Raw genomic sequence first — 16219 nt, 5'->3', positions numbered from 1 at the left:
CGCTCAGCGCGATAGCAGATTGGAGCTTTCGACGTGGAGTCGTTTCTTAGACTCCGACCGAGAGAGCGAAATCAGCGTACGCGCTAGCGCCTGCAGCTGGATAACACAATAAAAGCGGAAGGCGCTCGTCCAGCGGTGACAAGCACAACACGAACCGACTGAAAGGCTGCCCTTGAGCCTTCCAGACGGGTGGGCTTGTGACCTCGAGCCGCTAGCGCCTATAACTAGATAATCATACACTTGCTCGTCTCTGCTCGACAAACGTTCTCTCCAAAAAAGTCAGTCTTTACCTCTTAAAAAAGAGAAAAATCAAGGGGAAGACGCTACAGCGCCATAATCAGAGTACAAAAGTGTTATTCTTACTTAATTAGCATCGCATCGCCAAAGCTGAAGAAGCGATATTTCTCAGCTACTGCTTCCTTGTAAGCATTCATCACATGCTCTTTTCCGGCAAGGGCACTTACCAGCATGATTAATGTAGATTTGGGCAAGTGGAAGTTGGTGATCATGCCGTCAATTGCTTTAAAGTCAAAGCCAGGATAAATAAAAATGTCCGTCCAGCCGCTGGCTGCTTCGATACGTCCGTTATAATCCCGAGCTATTGTTTCCAATGTTCTTGTTGAAGTCGTGCCCACACTGATGATACGGCCTCCCTCTTCTTTCACTTTCTGAATAAGATGAGCCGTTCCTTCCGACAAATGGTAAAACTCAGCATGCATTTCATGTTCCTCGATCGCCTCCACAGACACCGGGCGGAAAGTACCGAGACCGACATGCAACGTTAAAAAAGCGGTATGTACGCCCATGGCTCGGATTTCTTCCAGCAGCTCTTCTGTAAAGTGAAGTCCGGCTGTCGGAGCAGCAGCTGATCCCCGTTCTTTCGCAAAGACCGTCTGGTAACGATCACGCTCCTCCAGCTGTTCTTTAATATAAGGCGGCAGCGGCATTTCTCCAAGCTCATCAAGCACTTCGTAAAAAATTCCTTCATAAGAAAAATCTAAAATTCGGCCACCATGCTCTTTTTCACCTGTACAAACAGCGGAAAGCCGGCCGTCTCCGAATATAATCTGACTGCCCTCTTTAATACGCTTCGCCGGTTTTACAAGTGTTTCCCAACGGTCGCCCTCCTCCTGTTTTAGCAGGAGCACTTCAATTTTCGCACCTGTATCTGTTTTTGTACCGTACAGCCGGGCTGGCATAACTTTTGTGTCGTTCAAGACAAGACAATCACCTGGTTGTAAAAAAGAGGTGATATTTTTGAATACTTCATGCTGAATAGCACCTGTTTCTTTATCAAGCACCATCAACCGGCTCTCCGCCCGCTCGGCAAGCGGCGTCTGTGCAATTAATTCTTCAGGCAGATTAAAGTCAAATTCCTCTACTTTCACTTTCTTCATCCCTATCTTTTTATTTCCATCTTCCGATCACATAAAAAATGAGTGACAGTACAATGCTGGCAATAATAGATGTCATAATCGGAAAATAAAATGTGGTATTTCCTTTTTTGAATAACAGGTCGCCAGGCAGACGCCCTATTTTAACAAACTGCATCACTAGCCCTAACACAAAGATCACTACACCGATTAACATCAGTGTCTTACCGATTCCGCTCATCTGTCGGAACCTCCATATGAAAATGCTGGTACACCAATTCACTGACGATCCGTCCTCTTGGTGTCCGCTGCAAAAAGCCAATTTGCAGCAAGTACGGCTCATACACATCTTCAATCGTGCCGGCTTCTTCACCAATGCTTGCAGCTATTGTTTCCACACCGACGGGACCGCCACGAAATCGCCCAATAATTGCTTTTAACAATTTGTGGTCAATGTGATCAAGTCCTCTACGGTCGACCTGCAGCAATTCAAGCGCCTCTTCTGCCAGCTCATAGGTAATTATGCCATTTCCACGCACCTGTGCATAGTCGCGCACCCTTTTTAAGAGCCGATTAGCAATCCGAGGTGTGCCCCTGGATCGGCGAGCAATCTCAGTGGCGCCGGCAGGATCAATCGCTGTTTGAAATATATCTGCTGTTCGCATAACCACTTCGCGGAGCTGCTCCTCATTATAATACTCAAGACGGCTTAACACACCGAAACGGTCTCGCAGTGGGGCAGAAAGAGAGCCTGCTCTTGTCGTTGCTCCAATCAAGGTAAATGGCGGCAAATCCAGGCGGACAGATCGGGCACTCGGCCCCTTGCCGATTACAATATCAAGGCAAAAATCCTCCATCGCTGGATACAGCACTTCCTCAATCGCACGCGGCAGCCGGTGAATTTCATCAATAAACAGCACATCACCCGGTTCGAGTGATGTTAGAACGGCAGCCAAATCACCTGGCCGCTCAATCGCCGGTCCTGCTGTCGTCCGCATCTGCACACCCATTTCATTAGCAATCACAGCGGCAAGCGTGGTTTTGCCAAGACCAGGTGGTCCATACAATAGTACATGATCGAGAGTTTCCTGTCGCTGACGGGCGGCTTCAATAAAAATTGCCAGATTATTTTTCACTTGCTCCTGGCCAATATATTGTTTTAATGTCTGAGGACGCAGTGATTGCTCCTCATATAACTCGTCCACTTCAGCCGTTCCGGAAACGATGCGTTCTTCCATCGCAAGATCACTCCCTCATTCAGTTATCCATTCAGCAGTAATTGCAAGCCTTTGCGGATATATTGGTCTGTCGTTAACTGCTCTGCTTTCAGCTTCACACTGACCTTCTTAATTTCCCGTGCAGAATAGCCAAGTGCCTCAAGCGCGAGCAATGCTTCTTCTAGTTCAGCGTAAACAGCCGCTTTTTGTTCCATGCCCTCCGGCTGAAATAAATTCGGAAAAAACTCCGGCACAACATCCGCTAATTTTCCTTTTAAATCTAAAATCATTTGCCGAGCAGTCTTCTTGCCAACACCGGGGAATTTCGTTAAAAACCTTTCATCTTCTTGTTCAATAGCCGACACTACTTGCTGAGGCTCTCCGCTCGCCAATACAGCTAACGCTCCTTTCGGCCCGATGCCCGACACCGAAATCAATTTCTCGAACAGCCTCTTTTCTTCTATAGAAACAAATCCATACAGCGCCAGCACATCTTCGCGTACATGCTGATGCACATACACAGTGACAGTCTGCTGTTCGTGTTTGGAAAAAGCAAATGGATTTGGCGTTAATATTTGAAAGCCAATGCCGCCATTTTCAATTACCACATATTCCGGACCTACGAACGCTACGCTGCCTTTAATATATTCATACAAGTTTATTCGCTCCCCTACACTGCACATTACTCCTCATTTTATCATAACATGATTCATTGTTGAAAAAAATAAAAAGAAACGTTTGTTCTTATAAAGAATCTCCTTTTTCGCTCGCCTCATTGTCGTTTTTCAAATATAACTTCTTTTGCGTTCATATCAACAAGCTGATACCCCTTATACTCTGACCAGAAATCTTCCATTGCCCAAATAACTTCCTGATGGACTGACTTCCTTAATTGACCGTCTCTTCCTACTTCCAGAAGTGTCACTTGAACACTGTGTGGCTTTTCTTGAACGGCTGCCAGACCTTCTCCTTCTTTCTCTCTCAGCGCATATACACCGCCTGACAGCACACAGAGCAGTAACATTACAAGCACAGGACCTTTCACTTGTCTCTCTCCTTTTTACCTTCATTTTCGCCAAAAAGAAAAGAGCACAAACAAAAAGACCGTCTTAATTGACGGTCTTACCTATCATAAGTCCAATGTTCAATTATGTTTAGTTAGGGGATACCATGCCGCCTGCTCCTGCAGAGCTGACATCATCATCTACCTCTTTATGCTCTACACGCTGGTAAGGGCTTTCCGGCTCAGTATTTTTGTTTTTATCAACAGAAATAACTTCAATGTTCTCTCTTCTCAGCGCACTCTTCAGTATTTCTGTGAAATCTTCTTTCATCTTGTCTTCATCATACCGAAGCTCTACATTTACTACTTTCATTTTGCTCTCCTCGCTTTCTTTCATATGTATTTGTTATTTTCCCTGCTCTTTCTGATTTAAACGCCGGATTGATGGATAAAAGCGGTGTTGCATTTTCTTAGAATCTCATGTATATTATATATATCAGCTGCGTTGTGCGTAACCTTAATAAAGTTTTAACCTTTAAGCTGAAATAGGGAGTTTTAAATTGAAGCCGGAATGTCATGCCTCATTGCTATGAGGACGACAGGAACGTTTCTGCAAACACCCACTTTATGGAGTGGTGGTTTTAAAACTTCATTAAACGTACGGCAACTGCGGCCTTTCCTTTACATAATTTAAGCCGGTTTCCTTTTTGGAAGCCGGCTTTTTTGTATATACAATCATACATATTCTTTTATTTTGTTTCCCTGTGCAGCGTATGTCTTTTCAGCCGTGGACAATACTTTTTCAGTTCCAATCGTTCCGAGTTTGTCCGTTTATTCTTTGTTGTCATGTAATTTCTGTCTCCTGTCTCCGTACATGCTAATGTAATAGTTACTCTCATTTTTCTCTCTCCTTCAATAGTGATTATACCGTTACAAACGGAGGCAGCGGATCTTTTAAAGAAGACCATTCTGCTTTTTGTTCGTTCTCGGTCAACAAACAGCAATCGAGCGCCTTTTCAATTTCTTCTTTATTCATTCCAATCCCAATAAATACAAGCTCATTTATCCGGTCTCCATGTTCATGATGCCATCTTTTCAGTAATTCAGGTTCCTCCTGTAGCATTTGCTTTTGCTCCTGCTCAGGATAAGCAGCAATCCATTGTCCGACTCCCTGAAAGATGATGGAAGGTCCGGCTTGTGATAGTATGCAGGCTGTATCATTGCGGGAAGCGAGCCAAATAAATCCCTTTGCTCTAACTACTTCTGCTGGCCAGTTTTCCAGCCAATCCTTTAAGCGCTTCGGATGAAATGGCAGCTGTCTGCGATAAACAAAAGAGGAAATCCCATATTCTTCTGTTTCCGGTGTATGTTCACTGTTCAACTCTTTAATCCACCCAGCACTGTGACTCACCTGTTCAAAATCGAATAAATTCGTATTGAGTACCTCATCTAGTGAAAGGCGGCCATGATCTGTTAAAACAATATAGGCCTCTGGATTCAACTTTTCCAAAACTGCCTTTAATTCCAGTGTTTCCTCTTTTCCTACGAGATCAATTTTATTAAGTACAATAACATTAGCAAACTCAATTTGGTCAATTAATAAATCAACCACTTCTCTTGTGTCTGTTTCATCTGCCGCTTCTTTTCGTTCAAGCAGGCTCTCACCGGAAGCAAAGTCATGCCAAAAACGACACGCGTCTACAACCGTTACCATCGTATCAAGCCGGCAAACAGCTGATAAATCAATTCCTACAGCTTCATCCATGTATGTAAATGTCTGAGCTACCGGCATAGGCTCGCTAATCCCCGTTGATTCAATCACGATATAATCGATATCGCCAATTGCTGCAAGCTTTTTCACTTCTTTAATTAAATCCTCCCGAAGTGTGCAACAAATACAGCCATTTTGCATTTCAACAAGCTTTTCCTCTGTCCGCGAAAACCCACCTTGTTTAATAAGTGAAGCATCGATGTTAATCTCGCTCATATCGTTTACGATAACTGCGACTTTCTTTCCTTCCCTATTTTTTAAAATATGATTGAGCAGTGTGGTTTTCCCTGCACCCAAGTATCCGCTTAATACTGTTACTGGAATTTTTATTTTCACTCTATTCTCTCCCTTCACCAAACCGTAATTATTACGATTTACAACTTTTATATTAAAACGTAATCATTCCTATTTGCAAGAGTTTTTTTAAAAAAATAAACTAAAAGGATAATTTTTCTTCAACGAATGACTGTACCATAGTTCCTAAAACCCACTGCCTAATTCCGGGAGAGAAAGGAATTAGGCAGTGGTCTTTTACTTAGTTTCTTGATTTGGACATCATCCTATTTTTCTGATCCTAAAGTTACTCTGTAAAAGCAGCCAATTTTGCGGAAATGGATATCCGAGGACCCAATAGCTAATGCCGCGAAGATTATAATCTTTTACAACATCAAACTTTGCCTGAGCACTGCGGGCGTCCTCAAACCATACTTCATGCGTGCGCCCCTGCTGATCTGTATAGCGGTAAAATGGCGACTGGGATGCGGAGTCATATTGAATAGGCGCTTCATATCTTACCGCCCGGCGAATGGCTTCTTGCATATCAAATGTTTGGGCTTCCTGCCCTTGCTGATGCGGCAGCAGCCAATCTCTTGCATATATTTGGAAGCCAAAGAAGATTTTATTTCTTGGGATGACAGAGACTGCATAGTCAAGCACTCTCCTAATTTGATTAAGCGGTGAAATAGCCTGTGGCGGTCCGAAACGATAGCCCCATTCATATGTCATTAAAATGACAAAATCAACGATTCGCCCATGAGCCTCGTAATCATGCGCCTCATATAACAACCCTTTCTGATTAGCACTTGTTTTAGGCGCTAAAGCTGTGGAGACAAAAAAACCTTCCGGATGCAGCCGGTCTACTGCCCGCTGTAAAAATTGATTATACCGTTCACGGTCGGCCGGAAATACATTTTCAAAATCAATATTTATTCCTTGGTAACCTTTTCTTTTCATGATTTGAATAACATTAGTTAAGAGTGTATCTTGCAGTTCCCTGCTTCTTAAAATGGTGCTTGCCAGCCTGGAGCCTGGATCGCTCGCAGTAAAGTTTGTAATAGCCATCATTGGCACTACCTGGGCAGCCTGGGCAGCCTGAATCGTTGCAGTATCATTGATCAATTCCAATCCGCCGTCTGCTCTCATAATATAAGCAAATGGAGAAACATAGGTTAAGTACTCACCCACCTCCCGGACTTGCCTGGCCCCCTCCTCTCCCTTTTCAATCGTATAGGCGTTCACATCAATCACGGGTCTTTCAAAGGGAATATATAAAACCATCCCTGGATAAATGGAAGCCGGGCGCCGAATGTTATTAATTCTCATTAATTCTTGCACATCTGCTCCATACCTCTGAGCAATTTGGGATAATGTTTCCCCTGCCTCTACTACGTGTCTTCTCGCTGGGATATATAACATCATTCCAGGATTAATGCGGTCCGGATCCCTTATTCGGTTAACCCGAATAATCTCTCTTACTGTTACCCCATATCGTTGGCCAATTTGCCGCAATGTTTCCCCCGCTTGCACTCTATGTCGCTGAGCCAAAAGAGGAATAACTAAAGCCTGGCCAATCAAAAGACGATCGCGATCAGGCAACTCATTGGCAGCTTCAATCTGTGCTACTTCTACTCCGTACCTGCGAGCCAGCTGAGCGAGCGTTTCTCCCTTTTGAATCACATGTATAATCATAGGTGTCTCCTCCAAATCATAGTCATATGACTATACATATGCAGGATGATGCTTTAGGAAAACCTTCTATTGCTAATATTTATTAAAATTACCCTTTTATGATATTCAGAATCACTCTGCCTAACCGTTGAAACGAAAGGGTTCTCAGAGAGAAAAGCAGCAGGCAAATGTTTGCAAAACCATTGAATAAAAGGCTTGCCCATTCATACTTAACGGAGACGCCACAACCGCCTCCCCAAAAATTAAATAAACAGGAGCCTAAGGCTCCTGTTTACCTGTATTTTTCTTTGCTAAAACGGACATTTTTTAAGTCAATTGGTCCGCCATCACGCAAGTCATTGTCCAGAACACGAATGTAATTAAAAGTACCGATATCACTAGATACGTTTACATCGGCTCCTTTGGCATCACGTGTCACTGTTTGCTTGACTGCCCTTTTTACTGCCTTTTCATCACTATTTTTAGAAATTTGCAGAGCCACCATTATTTCCTTATCGCCAATAAATGTTTGAGCAGCCAGGACACCTTCTACTCCTTCAGCTTTTCGAGTTAATTTTTCTGCCAGCTTTCCGTCGTAGTTGGTATAGTAAGAATTTTTCTTTTGGACATTTTGAATGCTTTGATGGCCGTGATAATTAGCATCACTGCTATAGGGCTGCTCGTTGTCACGTTCAAAGAAGCTGCGGTCCTCTTTAGCGAGTGGTTTCGATGGATTTTGCGGATGTCCGTTGTCATCTTCATTTTGTAGATAACGGGCTTTGTCTTTGCGTATAACTTTTTGTTCCTCCCCCACAGAATGGTCGTACCATTCTGTCATAGGACCGTCATGACGATCATTTTGGTCCCCATGCCCAGCATTCGAAAAATATCCTTGTGGTTCATAGCGATTATTTCCGTCGCCATAGCCGCTTTCACTTTCAATGCCGCATGCTGCAAGGCCAGCCGATAAAGACAATATAGCAAAAGCTTTTAGCGCTTTCTCCATGACCCCACCCCTGAACTTTTATTCGGGCAAATGATGCCCTTCTTAGTTTGCAGAAGCGGAACATTCTTATCCCTGTTGGTCTTCCCATACTTTCTTCCATCTTTTGAAAAATATCTTCCGCTGTGTAAATGGCTTGACCGTTAGCTCATAAGCATGCTTGTAAGCTGACTTTTTTTCCTTGAGAGGAGCCCGAGCAAACCGTCGACATTCACGAAAAACATCCGCTGGAAACAACGTATAAATAAACCAGTTCTTTTTATGCGTGTATGGAGTTATTACGCGATGCTCCATAACTTTCTCTAAGTTCCAATCGACAAGCGGAAGAACCCGGTTGGTCCATTGTACATAATCAAATAAAACGGGCGCTTGTGCAGCTAAGTCAAAATCAATTAAATAAAGCGTTCCATCAGCTGATCGAAAAAAGTTATGAGAAGCCACATCTCCATGAATCACTGCCAATTTGCCTTCATCCTTCGGCTGGTCGGATAAGTGATCTAAACACCACTTGCCTGCCTCCGCGTAATGCTCTAAAACGGAAGCAGGAAAATAACGTATCAATTCAGGCAACTCTCTTTGAAATGCAGTCAGCCTTTTACGCCAAACAGCAGCCTGATCAAAATGGGGAAAGCAAGCGGTAATTTTTTCAGGGAGTTTCTCGGTCTGCTGGTGAAAGACTGAAAGTAAAGCCAATGCCTCTTCTCTTTCTTCCTCTGTTTGAAAGTAAAAAGTTTTTTTTGCGGGCTCGATAAAGGGCATAACAGCAAAAATCTGCTTCTCAAATATGATAGGTGTGACAGAATGAAAAAGAATCACCTGCGTAAACCCTTGGTCAGATAAAAAATGACATAACTGAATTTGCTTCTCCAGTTGTGACAGGGAAGCATACTTTTTAACGAACCACTTGTTTCTATTTGTAATGACGAGCCATTTTCCTTTTTTTAATGAAAAAACTGTTTGTATCGTTTCCTCCAAACGAGCGGATAACAGAAAAAGGAGACGAGGTGTTAATCCGTCTCCCTGCTGAAATTTATTCTTCATTCTCTTCGTCTTCACGCTGACAGCCACAATCTGATTTCCCTGATAATGACTGTGGAGGATATTGATTAGGCATCATCATTCCCCCCGTTGGGTACATCATTGGCTGCGGAGAATACCCCGGCATATAAGGCGGCTGCATCATCGGAGGTGGGTAATAAGCAGGCGGCTGATAAGCTCCCATAACTTGCGGATAGCCTCCGTAATCCGGTGATTCCATCGCATATTCCATTGGCATAGGATAGCCTGGATAGCCTGCTCCCGGCATAGCATGCGTGCACGGTACACAGTAACTGTGCGATGGATGCGGCGGCATCTGATAAGGAGCAATGGTTGGATACATTGGTGGCGCGTAATTCATTGGCGCAACGACTCCTGCTTCTTGTGTGATTTGTACATGATCAGATGACGGATAATTCATCATTGGATAATGTGACGATATTTCTTCAGAGGATTCCATTATTTCTTCGCCCATCTCATATGAAGGCTGCATGAGAGGTGCTTGCTGCATCGGCATCTGCATCGGCATCTCCATTGGCATTGGCGTTGGCATGCACCATTGTGGATGCATGCCTGGATGCATACCATACCCTTGTACTTGTGGGGCCATTTGATGTTGATTCACATATGCGCTCATTGGATAATTACTTCCTCCTTGTAGTTGTGGTGCCATCTCTATCTCCGGCATAGGCGGCGGCATAATTGGAACACTTGTGCTTTCTACTAATTCTTCCTTTTTATCAAGTCCCGGAAATATATTGTCCGGCTTAACAGGTGGAGCAGGAGGTGGTGGCGGTTGAACCGTCTGCTGCATTTGTTCCATATTCATTTGGAACACTTGATTAATCTCCACCTCTGGTACAACTGGAGGAAGCGGTGGCATCATCGGTTGTTTCGGCTGTTCTTTCGGCTGTTCTTTCACCGGTGAAACTTGTGTTGGCTGCTCTTTAACAGACTTTGGTGGAGGAACGACCGGCGCCTCTTTGTTTGGCATTTGCATAGGAACAACCGGCGCTTCTTTTACTGGCATCTCTTTTTTCATGGTTCCTGCCGGTGTAGGGACTTTGATCTTCATACCTGGCATAATCAAGTCTGGATTGGACAACTGTGCGTTTAATTTTTTTAACTCATCAAAGTTCACTCCGTATTTTTTAGCGATCGTCCAGAGTGTATCTCCTTTCTGAACAATATGGATTCTCATTTTCTCCCTCCTTAGACATTCGTCGTAGTATATGTGAGCGATGCGGATTTGTGAACGAACCTACACCAAATTGTATGCGTCAAAAAAAGAAGTTATGAGAAAAGAATGAATATAAGAGAAATAGAAAGGACCATTGACTTAAAATATATATGGTTATGATTACCGAGTTATTCATTCTTAACTAGATGTTCTTTCTTCTGTTAGATACTCTGTTAAAATACTCCTTCAAAAAAAACACACCTGCTTAAAAACAGGTGTGGACTTACAACATTCTATCTATTTAGCATGCGATCCAACGCCAATACCGCTTCATGGGCAGTTTGCTCGTCTACTTTAATCACATTGCCTTCGTTTCCTTCAATGATGGTATCAAGCGACCATAGTAAATGAGGCAAGTCGATACGATTCATCGTGAGGCATGGACACATATTTGGATTTAACGAAATGATATGCTTATCGGAATGCTGCTGAATAAGGCGGTTCACAAGATTCATTTCTGTCCCGATAGCCCAGGCACTTCCTGGCTCGGCTTCTTCAATTTTTTCAATGATATACTTTGTTGAACCATTGTCATCAGATAGCCCTACCACTTCGTGTGTGCATTCCGGGTGAACGATAATTTTCATATCCGGGTAAGTACGGCGCACATACTCAATATTTTGGACAGTAAAGTTCTCGTGAACAGAGCAATGACCTTTCCATAGGATGACTTTCACTTTGCTCAAGTCTCCTTCATACTCTAATTCATTATTTATTGGATTCCATACGGCCATCTCACCAAGATCCACTCCCAAATCAAAGGCAGTGTTACGACCTAAATGCTGATCTGGCAAGAATAAAATTCTCTCTTTCTTTCCAAAGGCCCATTTGACCATCTCATGCGCATTAGATGAAGTAACTGTAGCCCCGCCATTACGGCCAACAAAAGCTTTAATGGCTGCAGTTGAGTTCACATACGTAAGCGGCAGCATCGTATCGCCGAATAGACCTTGAAGTTCTTTCCAAGCCGTTTCTGTTTGATAAATATCCGCCATGTCCGCCATTGAACAGCCGGCACGCATATCAGGGAGAATGACCGTTTGCTCTGCTGTTGTCAAAATATCCGCTGTTTCCGCCATAAAATGAACACCACAAAATACGATATTCTTAGCCTTTTTGTTTCGGGCGGAGATTTGCGCTAGCTGCAAGGAATCACCAACAGCGTCAGCAAATTGGATCACTTCGTCTCGTTGATAATGATGGCCTGGAATAAAAAGTGAATCACCAAGCTGTCGTTTAATCGCTCTTACTTTTTCCTCCATTTCTTTTGTCTCCAGTTTCCGGTACTTTTCCGGCAGAGCAAAAGATGGCTGCTTAAGCATTTCCATGATAGACATGATGAACTACCTCCTTAACAGAATTGGTGATTACCTTTGCACTAATATCTAAAACGCGGATTGAATGAGTTAGTGCACCAAGAGAAATCCATTCAATGCCACTTTCTGCAAACGGCTGAATTCCGTCGAGTGCAATGCCTCCTGAAGCTTCGGTGGCGATGCCAGCCGGGACAAGCGGCAGCCATTCCCGAATCTCTTCTGGTGTCCGATTATCAAACATAATAATATCCGCGCCCGCTTCCACAGCTTCAATCAGCTGCTGCTTCGTCTCTATTTCAACTTCCACTTTTACTGTATGACCAACGGCAGCCCTCGCTTTTTCTACTGCCTGTTTAATTCCCCCTGCAAAAGCAATATGATTATCCTTTAACATCACTGCATCATAAAGGCCGCGACGATGGTTGTAACCGCCACCTACCTTCACTGCATATTTTTCAAGCATCCGCAATCCCGGTGTTGTTTTACGAGTATCACAAATTTTTGCACGAGTACCTGCCGTTTGCTCTACGGCTTTTGCCGTTGCCGTGGCAATTCCGGACATCCGCTGAATTAAATTGAGAATGACACGTTCTCCTTTCAAAAGCCCTTGCATCGTGCCTGACACTTCCGCAATCACCATACCGGGTGTAACCACATCTCCATCGTTCACAGCTATATCCACACTAGCAGATGGATCAATAAGGGCAAAGCCGCGCTGTAAAATCAGCTCTCCGCAGAAGATTCCGTTTTCTTTTGCTAGTAAAGTAAAAGATCCCTTTTCCTTTTGTGAAAAAAGCGCTTCGCCGCTTAAGTCGCCGTCACCGATATCCTCAATAAAAAATTGTTTAAGCATGGATTCTAATTGAATTTCGTTCATGCTGCCCACCTCTTATTTGTATTTGATTCTTTGTTTGCACAATTTGTTTTCCTTGCCAGCCCGCTTCCTCTGTTGCAATATCCGTACGGATGTGCGCTCCTCGACTCTCCCGCCGGAGGAAAGCAGCACGGCTGATTAAATAGCTGTTGATATGCATATAAACTTGTTCGATGTTGTCCCTATCCAGCTCGTCTAAGCCATTTTCTATCCATTGTTGAATGCCTTGGCCTTTTAAATAGTTTATGTGGCTCTCTAAACTCTCTGGTGCTCGGATAATACCTGCTGCTCTCATTGTGCGCACCTGTAATTCTTTCTTTGAAAGCCCGATGACTGATTCATTTTTTAACTGTTTTCCGTAATGAAAAATATTTGCCCGCTGATGATCTACCGGCAGATGGCCGTTAATAAATTCTGCCAATCTTTTTCCATATACAATCCCTTCCAACAAAGAATTGCTCGCCAGCCGATTGGCACCATGGACACCGCTATGAGCCACTTCCCCAACGGCATAAAGCCCCGGCACTGTTGTGCATCCGTTTGAATCGACTGAAACGCCGCCCATTAAGAAGTGGCTTCCCGGTGCAACTGGAAGAAGTTTTTCCCTGATTGGCACACCATTTCTCTCACATATCGCCGTAATTGTTGGAAAGTGCTTCTCAAATTGTTGAATTCCGCTAATATCTAAAAAAATATCTTTTCCCTTTGCCCGTGCCTTATAGATCTCATAAGCTGTAATATGACGCGGAGCCAGATCTTTTAACGGGTGGACTCCTTCCATGAGAAGCAAACCATCTTCATCAATAAGCGTAGCCCCCGCCCCTCTAACCGCTTCAGAAATCAGCCCTCTCACAGCTCCATTCTTGAAAAGCAAAGTAGGATGGAACTGAACAAACTCCATATCGATAACTTCAGCACCGGCACGAAAAGCAATGGCAATGCCATCTCCTGTCATGGTCGGCTGATTAGAGGTAGCAGGATAAACGGCACCAACCCCTCCTGTTGCCAAAACAACATGCGGTGACCAATAACGGCTTCTTTCTCCGTCTTTGTTTTTTGTTTTTATGCCGATACACCTAGAACGGTCTTCCGACATTAAGCACTCATAAGCCATTTCTCCCTCGATCATTTCCACATTTGCAGGCAAAGTTGCCAACAAGTATTCTACCGTATGCCGGCCTGTCGCATCCCCACCAGAGTGAACAATTCTTTTCGCACTATGTGCTCCTTCAAGACCAAGCGAGGGCTGTCCATTCTCGTCTCTATCGATACCTAGTCCACCTTCGATTAATTCTCTTACTGCAGTCGCTCCCTCACTAGCTAACCGTTTCACTTCTTCCGTAAAATGATGATATCTTCCGGCCTTTAACGTATCTTCTATATGTGAATGGATACTGTCATTTTTGTCAATTACTGCTGCAATGCCCCCTTGAGCAATGTAAGAGTTGCTTTGTCTGATCTTTGTTTTTGTGAGAATAATCACATGACTGGTTGAATGTAAATGATGAGCCAGCTGCAGAGCAGCTAGTCCGCTGCCAACAATAATGACATCCGCTTGTTTATCCATTATTTTCTCCTCCTGATTTAACAGGTGTCTTGACACATATATTTACACAAATTTAAACTAATGACAAGGCTTTTTTTAAATCCTTTTATAAAGGAGGAACATTCATTGATTTATTTTGATTACGCAGCCACTACGCCTATGAGTGAACAAGCGCTTAGCGTTTATATAAAGGCTAGCCAGGAATTCTTCGGCAACAGTTCAAGCCTTCATGATGAAGGCAGCCAGGCACGTTTTCTGCTTGAACAATGCAGGGAAACTTTGGCTAGGCTGATCGGTGGAAAAAAGGAAGGGATTTACTTTACTTCCGGAGGAACGGAAAGCAACTTGTTATCCATCATTTCGCTTGCACGGGCAGCAAGAAAAAGGGGAAACCATGTGATTGCATCAATGGCGGAGCATTCATCTGTCCACTCTGCATTGGCCTTTTTAGAAAAAGAAGGTTTTCATATTACAAAGCTGCCCCTCAGCTCCCAAGGAGTGATAGAACCTGAAGAACTGGCAGCCGCTATTCGTCCAGATACCATTCTCGTATCTTTACAATATGCTAATCAGGAGATTGGAACGATTAATCCTGTAGATAAAATTGGAAGGCTGCTAAAAGAGAAGGGTATTTTATTTCATTCAGATTGCGTCCAAGCATTTGGTAAGCTAGATCTTCGTCCATTGCTTCCATGGATAGACAGCCTGTCCGTCTCTTCTCATAAAATATTCGGTCCAAAAGGGATAGGAGCAGTCTACATCTGTCCTTCCCTCCACTGGTCTCCTCTTTTTCCCGGCCTCACTCATGAAAATGGGTTTCGGGGAGGAACTGTTAATGTTCCAGCAGTTGCAGCTTTCACAGCTGCTGCCGAGGAAGTCTGTCGGACATCCAGCTTGCAAAAAGACCGGGAACTTCGTCGTCTGTTAAAAGAAAAGCTGACTTCCTCTTCTTTCCGCTGGATTGAAGCGGACGAAACAAGACAGCTCCCTTCGATTATTGGCATGACAATTCAAGGAATGGAAGGACAGCTCGTCTTGCTAAAGCTAAATGAACAAGGCTGTGCTATTTCAACAGGCAGCGCTTGTGATACCCGTTCCGAAAATGGAACAAAGGCTATCCTTGCTATGGGGTATTCCATAGAAAAAGCACGGCAGTTCTTCCGCATTTCATTGAGCAGCCGAACAACTATACAAGAAATAGAGAGGCTGGGAAATCTTTTACTGGGAATAACCGCATCAGTTCCCCGTTAGAACTGCTTAACACCTTATGATAGAATAGAGGCAGTGGATATTGAACATGGAGGGATTAACATGACTCCCGGGAAGAAGATTTTAGGAGAAGAAAGACGCAAGCTTATAGTGGAATGGCTGCGAATGAGCAAGGAACCATTAACAGGCGGGGAACTGGCGAATCGTTCCAATGTTAGCCGCCAAGTGATCGTAAATGATATTACATTATTAAAAGCGAGAAATGAACCCATTATCGCTACGAGTCAAGGCTATTGTTATTTTGCCCCGGCAGCCCCAGAGCAATGGTTTGAACGTTCCATTGCCTGCAGCCACAAACCTCAAGACGCAAAAGAAGAATTAAATCTTCTGGTTGATCTTGGCTTGCTCGTAAAAGACGTGAAAATTGAGCACCCAGTGTACGGAGACTTAACAGCTTCTATTATGGTCTCCAATCGAAGGGAAGTAACTCAATTTATCCAGCGTGTAAACGAGACCAATGCTTCATATTTATCACAGTTAACAGATGGCGTTCATCTTCACACCATTGCCGCAAGAGAAGAAAGAATCCTAGATGAAGCGGAAGCCGTCTTAAAACAGGCAGGTTTCTTGCTTGCCGAATAATAAAAAGAGCTGTCCTGTTTATTAGGACAGCTCTTTTTAT

Annotated in this window: 16 protein-coding genes, 1 other RNA gene and 1 pseudogene; 3 read left to right on the top strand and 15 right to left on the bottom strand. The window is 43.7% G+C overall.

Annotated elements, in window-relative coordinates; translation table 11 throughout:
• Window positions 1–359: 359 nt before the first annotated feature.
• The 6 genes from queA to MKZ02_RS09005 form a co-directional block, all read right to left on the bottom strand.
• Complete coding sequence (gene queA / locus MKZ02_RS09030) at window positions 360–1388, bottom strand: tRNA preQ1(34) S-adenosylmethionine ribosyltransferase-isomerase QueA (protein ID WP_120033352.1); 1029 nt, start codon at window positions 1386–1388, stop codon at window positions 360–362.
• 19 nt (window positions 1389–1407) lie between these two features.
• Window positions 1408–1614, bottom strand: a complete 207-nt coding sequence (locus MKZ02_RS09025; protein ID WP_120033355.1) for a DUF2905 domain-containing protein — start codon at window positions 1612–1614, stop codon at window positions 1408–1410.
• The gene (ruvB, locus tag MKZ02_RS09020; RefSeq protein ID WP_120033358.1) at window positions 1598–2611 is read right to left on the bottom strand and encodes a Holliday junction branch migration DNA helicase RuvB; all 1014 of its coding nucleotides are present in this window, start codon (window positions 2609–2611) and stop codon (window positions 1598–1600) included. Before ruvB ends, MKZ02_RS09025 begins: the two co-directional genes overlap by 17 nt.
• A gap of 23 nt (window positions 2612–2634) precedes the next feature.
• Entirely contained in the window at window positions 2635–3246 is a 612-nt protein-coding gene (ruvA, locus tag MKZ02_RS09015; RefSeq protein ID WP_120033361.1) for a Holliday junction branch migration protein RuvA, read from the bottom strand.
• A gap of 116 nt (window positions 3247–3362) precedes the next feature.
• Entirely contained in the window at window positions 3363–3635 is a 273-nt protein-coding gene (locus MKZ02_RS09010; RefSeq protein ID WP_340853151.1) for a BofC N-terminal domain-containing protein, read from the bottom strand.
• 109 nt (window positions 3636–3744) lie between these two features.
• Window positions 3745–3966 (bottom strand): hypothetical protein, encoded by a 222-nt coding sequence (locus tag MKZ02_RS09005; RefSeq protein WP_120033368.1) that lies wholly within the window; start codon window positions 3964–3966, stop codon window positions 3745–3747.
• Between the two features lie 121 nt (window positions 3967–4087).
• Here MKZ02_RS09005 and ssrS point away from each other — a divergent pair.
• A non-coding RNA gene (ssrS, locus tag MKZ02_RS09000) (6S RNA) lies at window positions 4088–4273 on the top strand.
• A 69-nt stretch (window positions 4274–4342) separates the two neighbouring features.
• Here ssrS and rpmG read toward each other — a convergent pair.
• The 9 genes and pseudogenes from rpmG to nadB all read right to left on the bottom strand — a co-directional run bounded on the left by rpmG (window position 4343) and on the right by nadB (window position 14349).
• Window positions 4343–4492: a 50S ribosomal protein L33 gene (gene rpmG, locus MKZ02_RS08995; RefSeq protein WP_340853150.1), complete on the bottom strand. Its 150-nt coding sequence runs from the start codon at window positions 4490–4492 to the stop codon at window positions 4343–4345.
• 23 nt (window positions 4493–4515) lie between these two features.
• Window positions 4516–5694, bottom strand: a complete 1179-nt coding sequence (locus MKZ02_RS08990) for a GTP-binding protein (protein ID WP_340856366.1) — start codon at window positions 5692–5694, stop codon at window positions 4516–4518.
• A gap of 225 nt (window positions 5695–5919) precedes the next feature.
• Window positions 5920–7332, bottom strand: a complete 1413-nt coding sequence (locus MKZ02_RS08985; protein WP_340853149.1) for a LysM peptidoglycan-binding domain-containing protein — start codon at window positions 7330–7332, stop codon at window positions 5920–5922.
• A 271-nt stretch (window positions 7333–7603) separates the two neighbouring features.
• Window positions 7604–8317 carry a YhcN/YlaJ family sporulation lipoprotein gene (locus MKZ02_RS08980; RefSeq protein WP_120033377.1) on the bottom strand — a complete coding sequence of 238 codons (714 nt, stop codon included), beginning with the start codon at window positions 8315–8317 and terminating at the stop codon, window positions 7604–7606.
• Between the two features lie 66 nt (window positions 8318–8383).
• On the bottom strand, window positions 8384–9355 hold the full coding sequence (locus MKZ02_RS08975; protein ID WP_340853144.1) for an aminoglycoside phosphotransferase family protein: 972 nt from the start codon (window positions 9353–9355) through the stop codon (window positions 8384–8386).
• 1050 nt (window positions 9356–10405) lie between these two features.
• Window positions 10406–10553: pseudogene (gene safA, locus MKZ02_RS23980) on the bottom strand (SafA/ExsA family spore coat assembly protein); the annotation flags it as partial.
• Window positions 10554–10825: 272 nt separating this feature from the next.
• A complete protein-coding gene (gene nadA / locus MKZ02_RS08965; protein WP_340853141.1) occupies window positions 10826–11929 on the bottom strand; it encodes a quinolinate synthase NadA in 1104 nt (367 codons plus the stop codon).
• Window positions 11907–12785 carry a carboxylating nicotinate-nucleotide diphosphorylase gene (nadC, locus tag MKZ02_RS08960; protein ID WP_340853139.1) on the bottom strand — a complete coding sequence of 293 codons (879 nt, stop codon included), beginning with the start codon at window positions 12783–12785 and terminating at the stop codon, window positions 11907–11909. The genes nadA and nadC overlap by 23 nt, the downstream gene beginning before the upstream one ends.
• Window positions 12754–14349, bottom strand: a complete 1596-nt coding sequence (gene nadB, locus MKZ02_RS08955; protein WP_340853137.1) for an L-aspartate oxidase — start codon at window positions 14347–14349, stop codon at window positions 12754–12756. Before nadB ends, nadC begins: the two co-directional genes overlap by 32 nt.
• A 105-nt stretch (window positions 14350–14454) precedes the next feature.
• On the opposite strand from nadB, the gene MKZ02_RS08950 reads away from it, so the two are divergent.
• Together MKZ02_RS08950 and MKZ02_RS08945 are read left to right on the top strand one after the other, a co-directional pair.
• Window positions 14455–15579: an IscS subfamily cysteine desulfurase gene (locus tag MKZ02_RS08950; RefSeq protein ID WP_340853136.1), complete on the top strand. Its 1125-nt coding sequence runs from the start codon at window positions 14455–14457 to the stop codon at window positions 15577–15579.
• A gap of 60 nt (window positions 15580–15639) precedes the next feature.
• Window positions 15640–16179, top strand: a complete 540-nt coding sequence (locus MKZ02_RS08945) for a transcription repressor NadR (RefSeq protein ID WP_120033400.1) — start codon at window positions 15640–15642, stop codon at window positions 16177–16179.
• Window positions 16180–16219: the final 40 nt, after the last annotated feature.

Origin of the sequence: Pseudobacillus sp. FSL P4-0506 (assembly GCF_038003025.1) — a bacterium.
Lineage (GTDB): Bacteria > Bacillota > Bacilli > Bacillales > Domibacillaceae > Pseudobacillus.
This window is presented reverse-complemented; position numbering and strand designations above follow the sequence as displayed.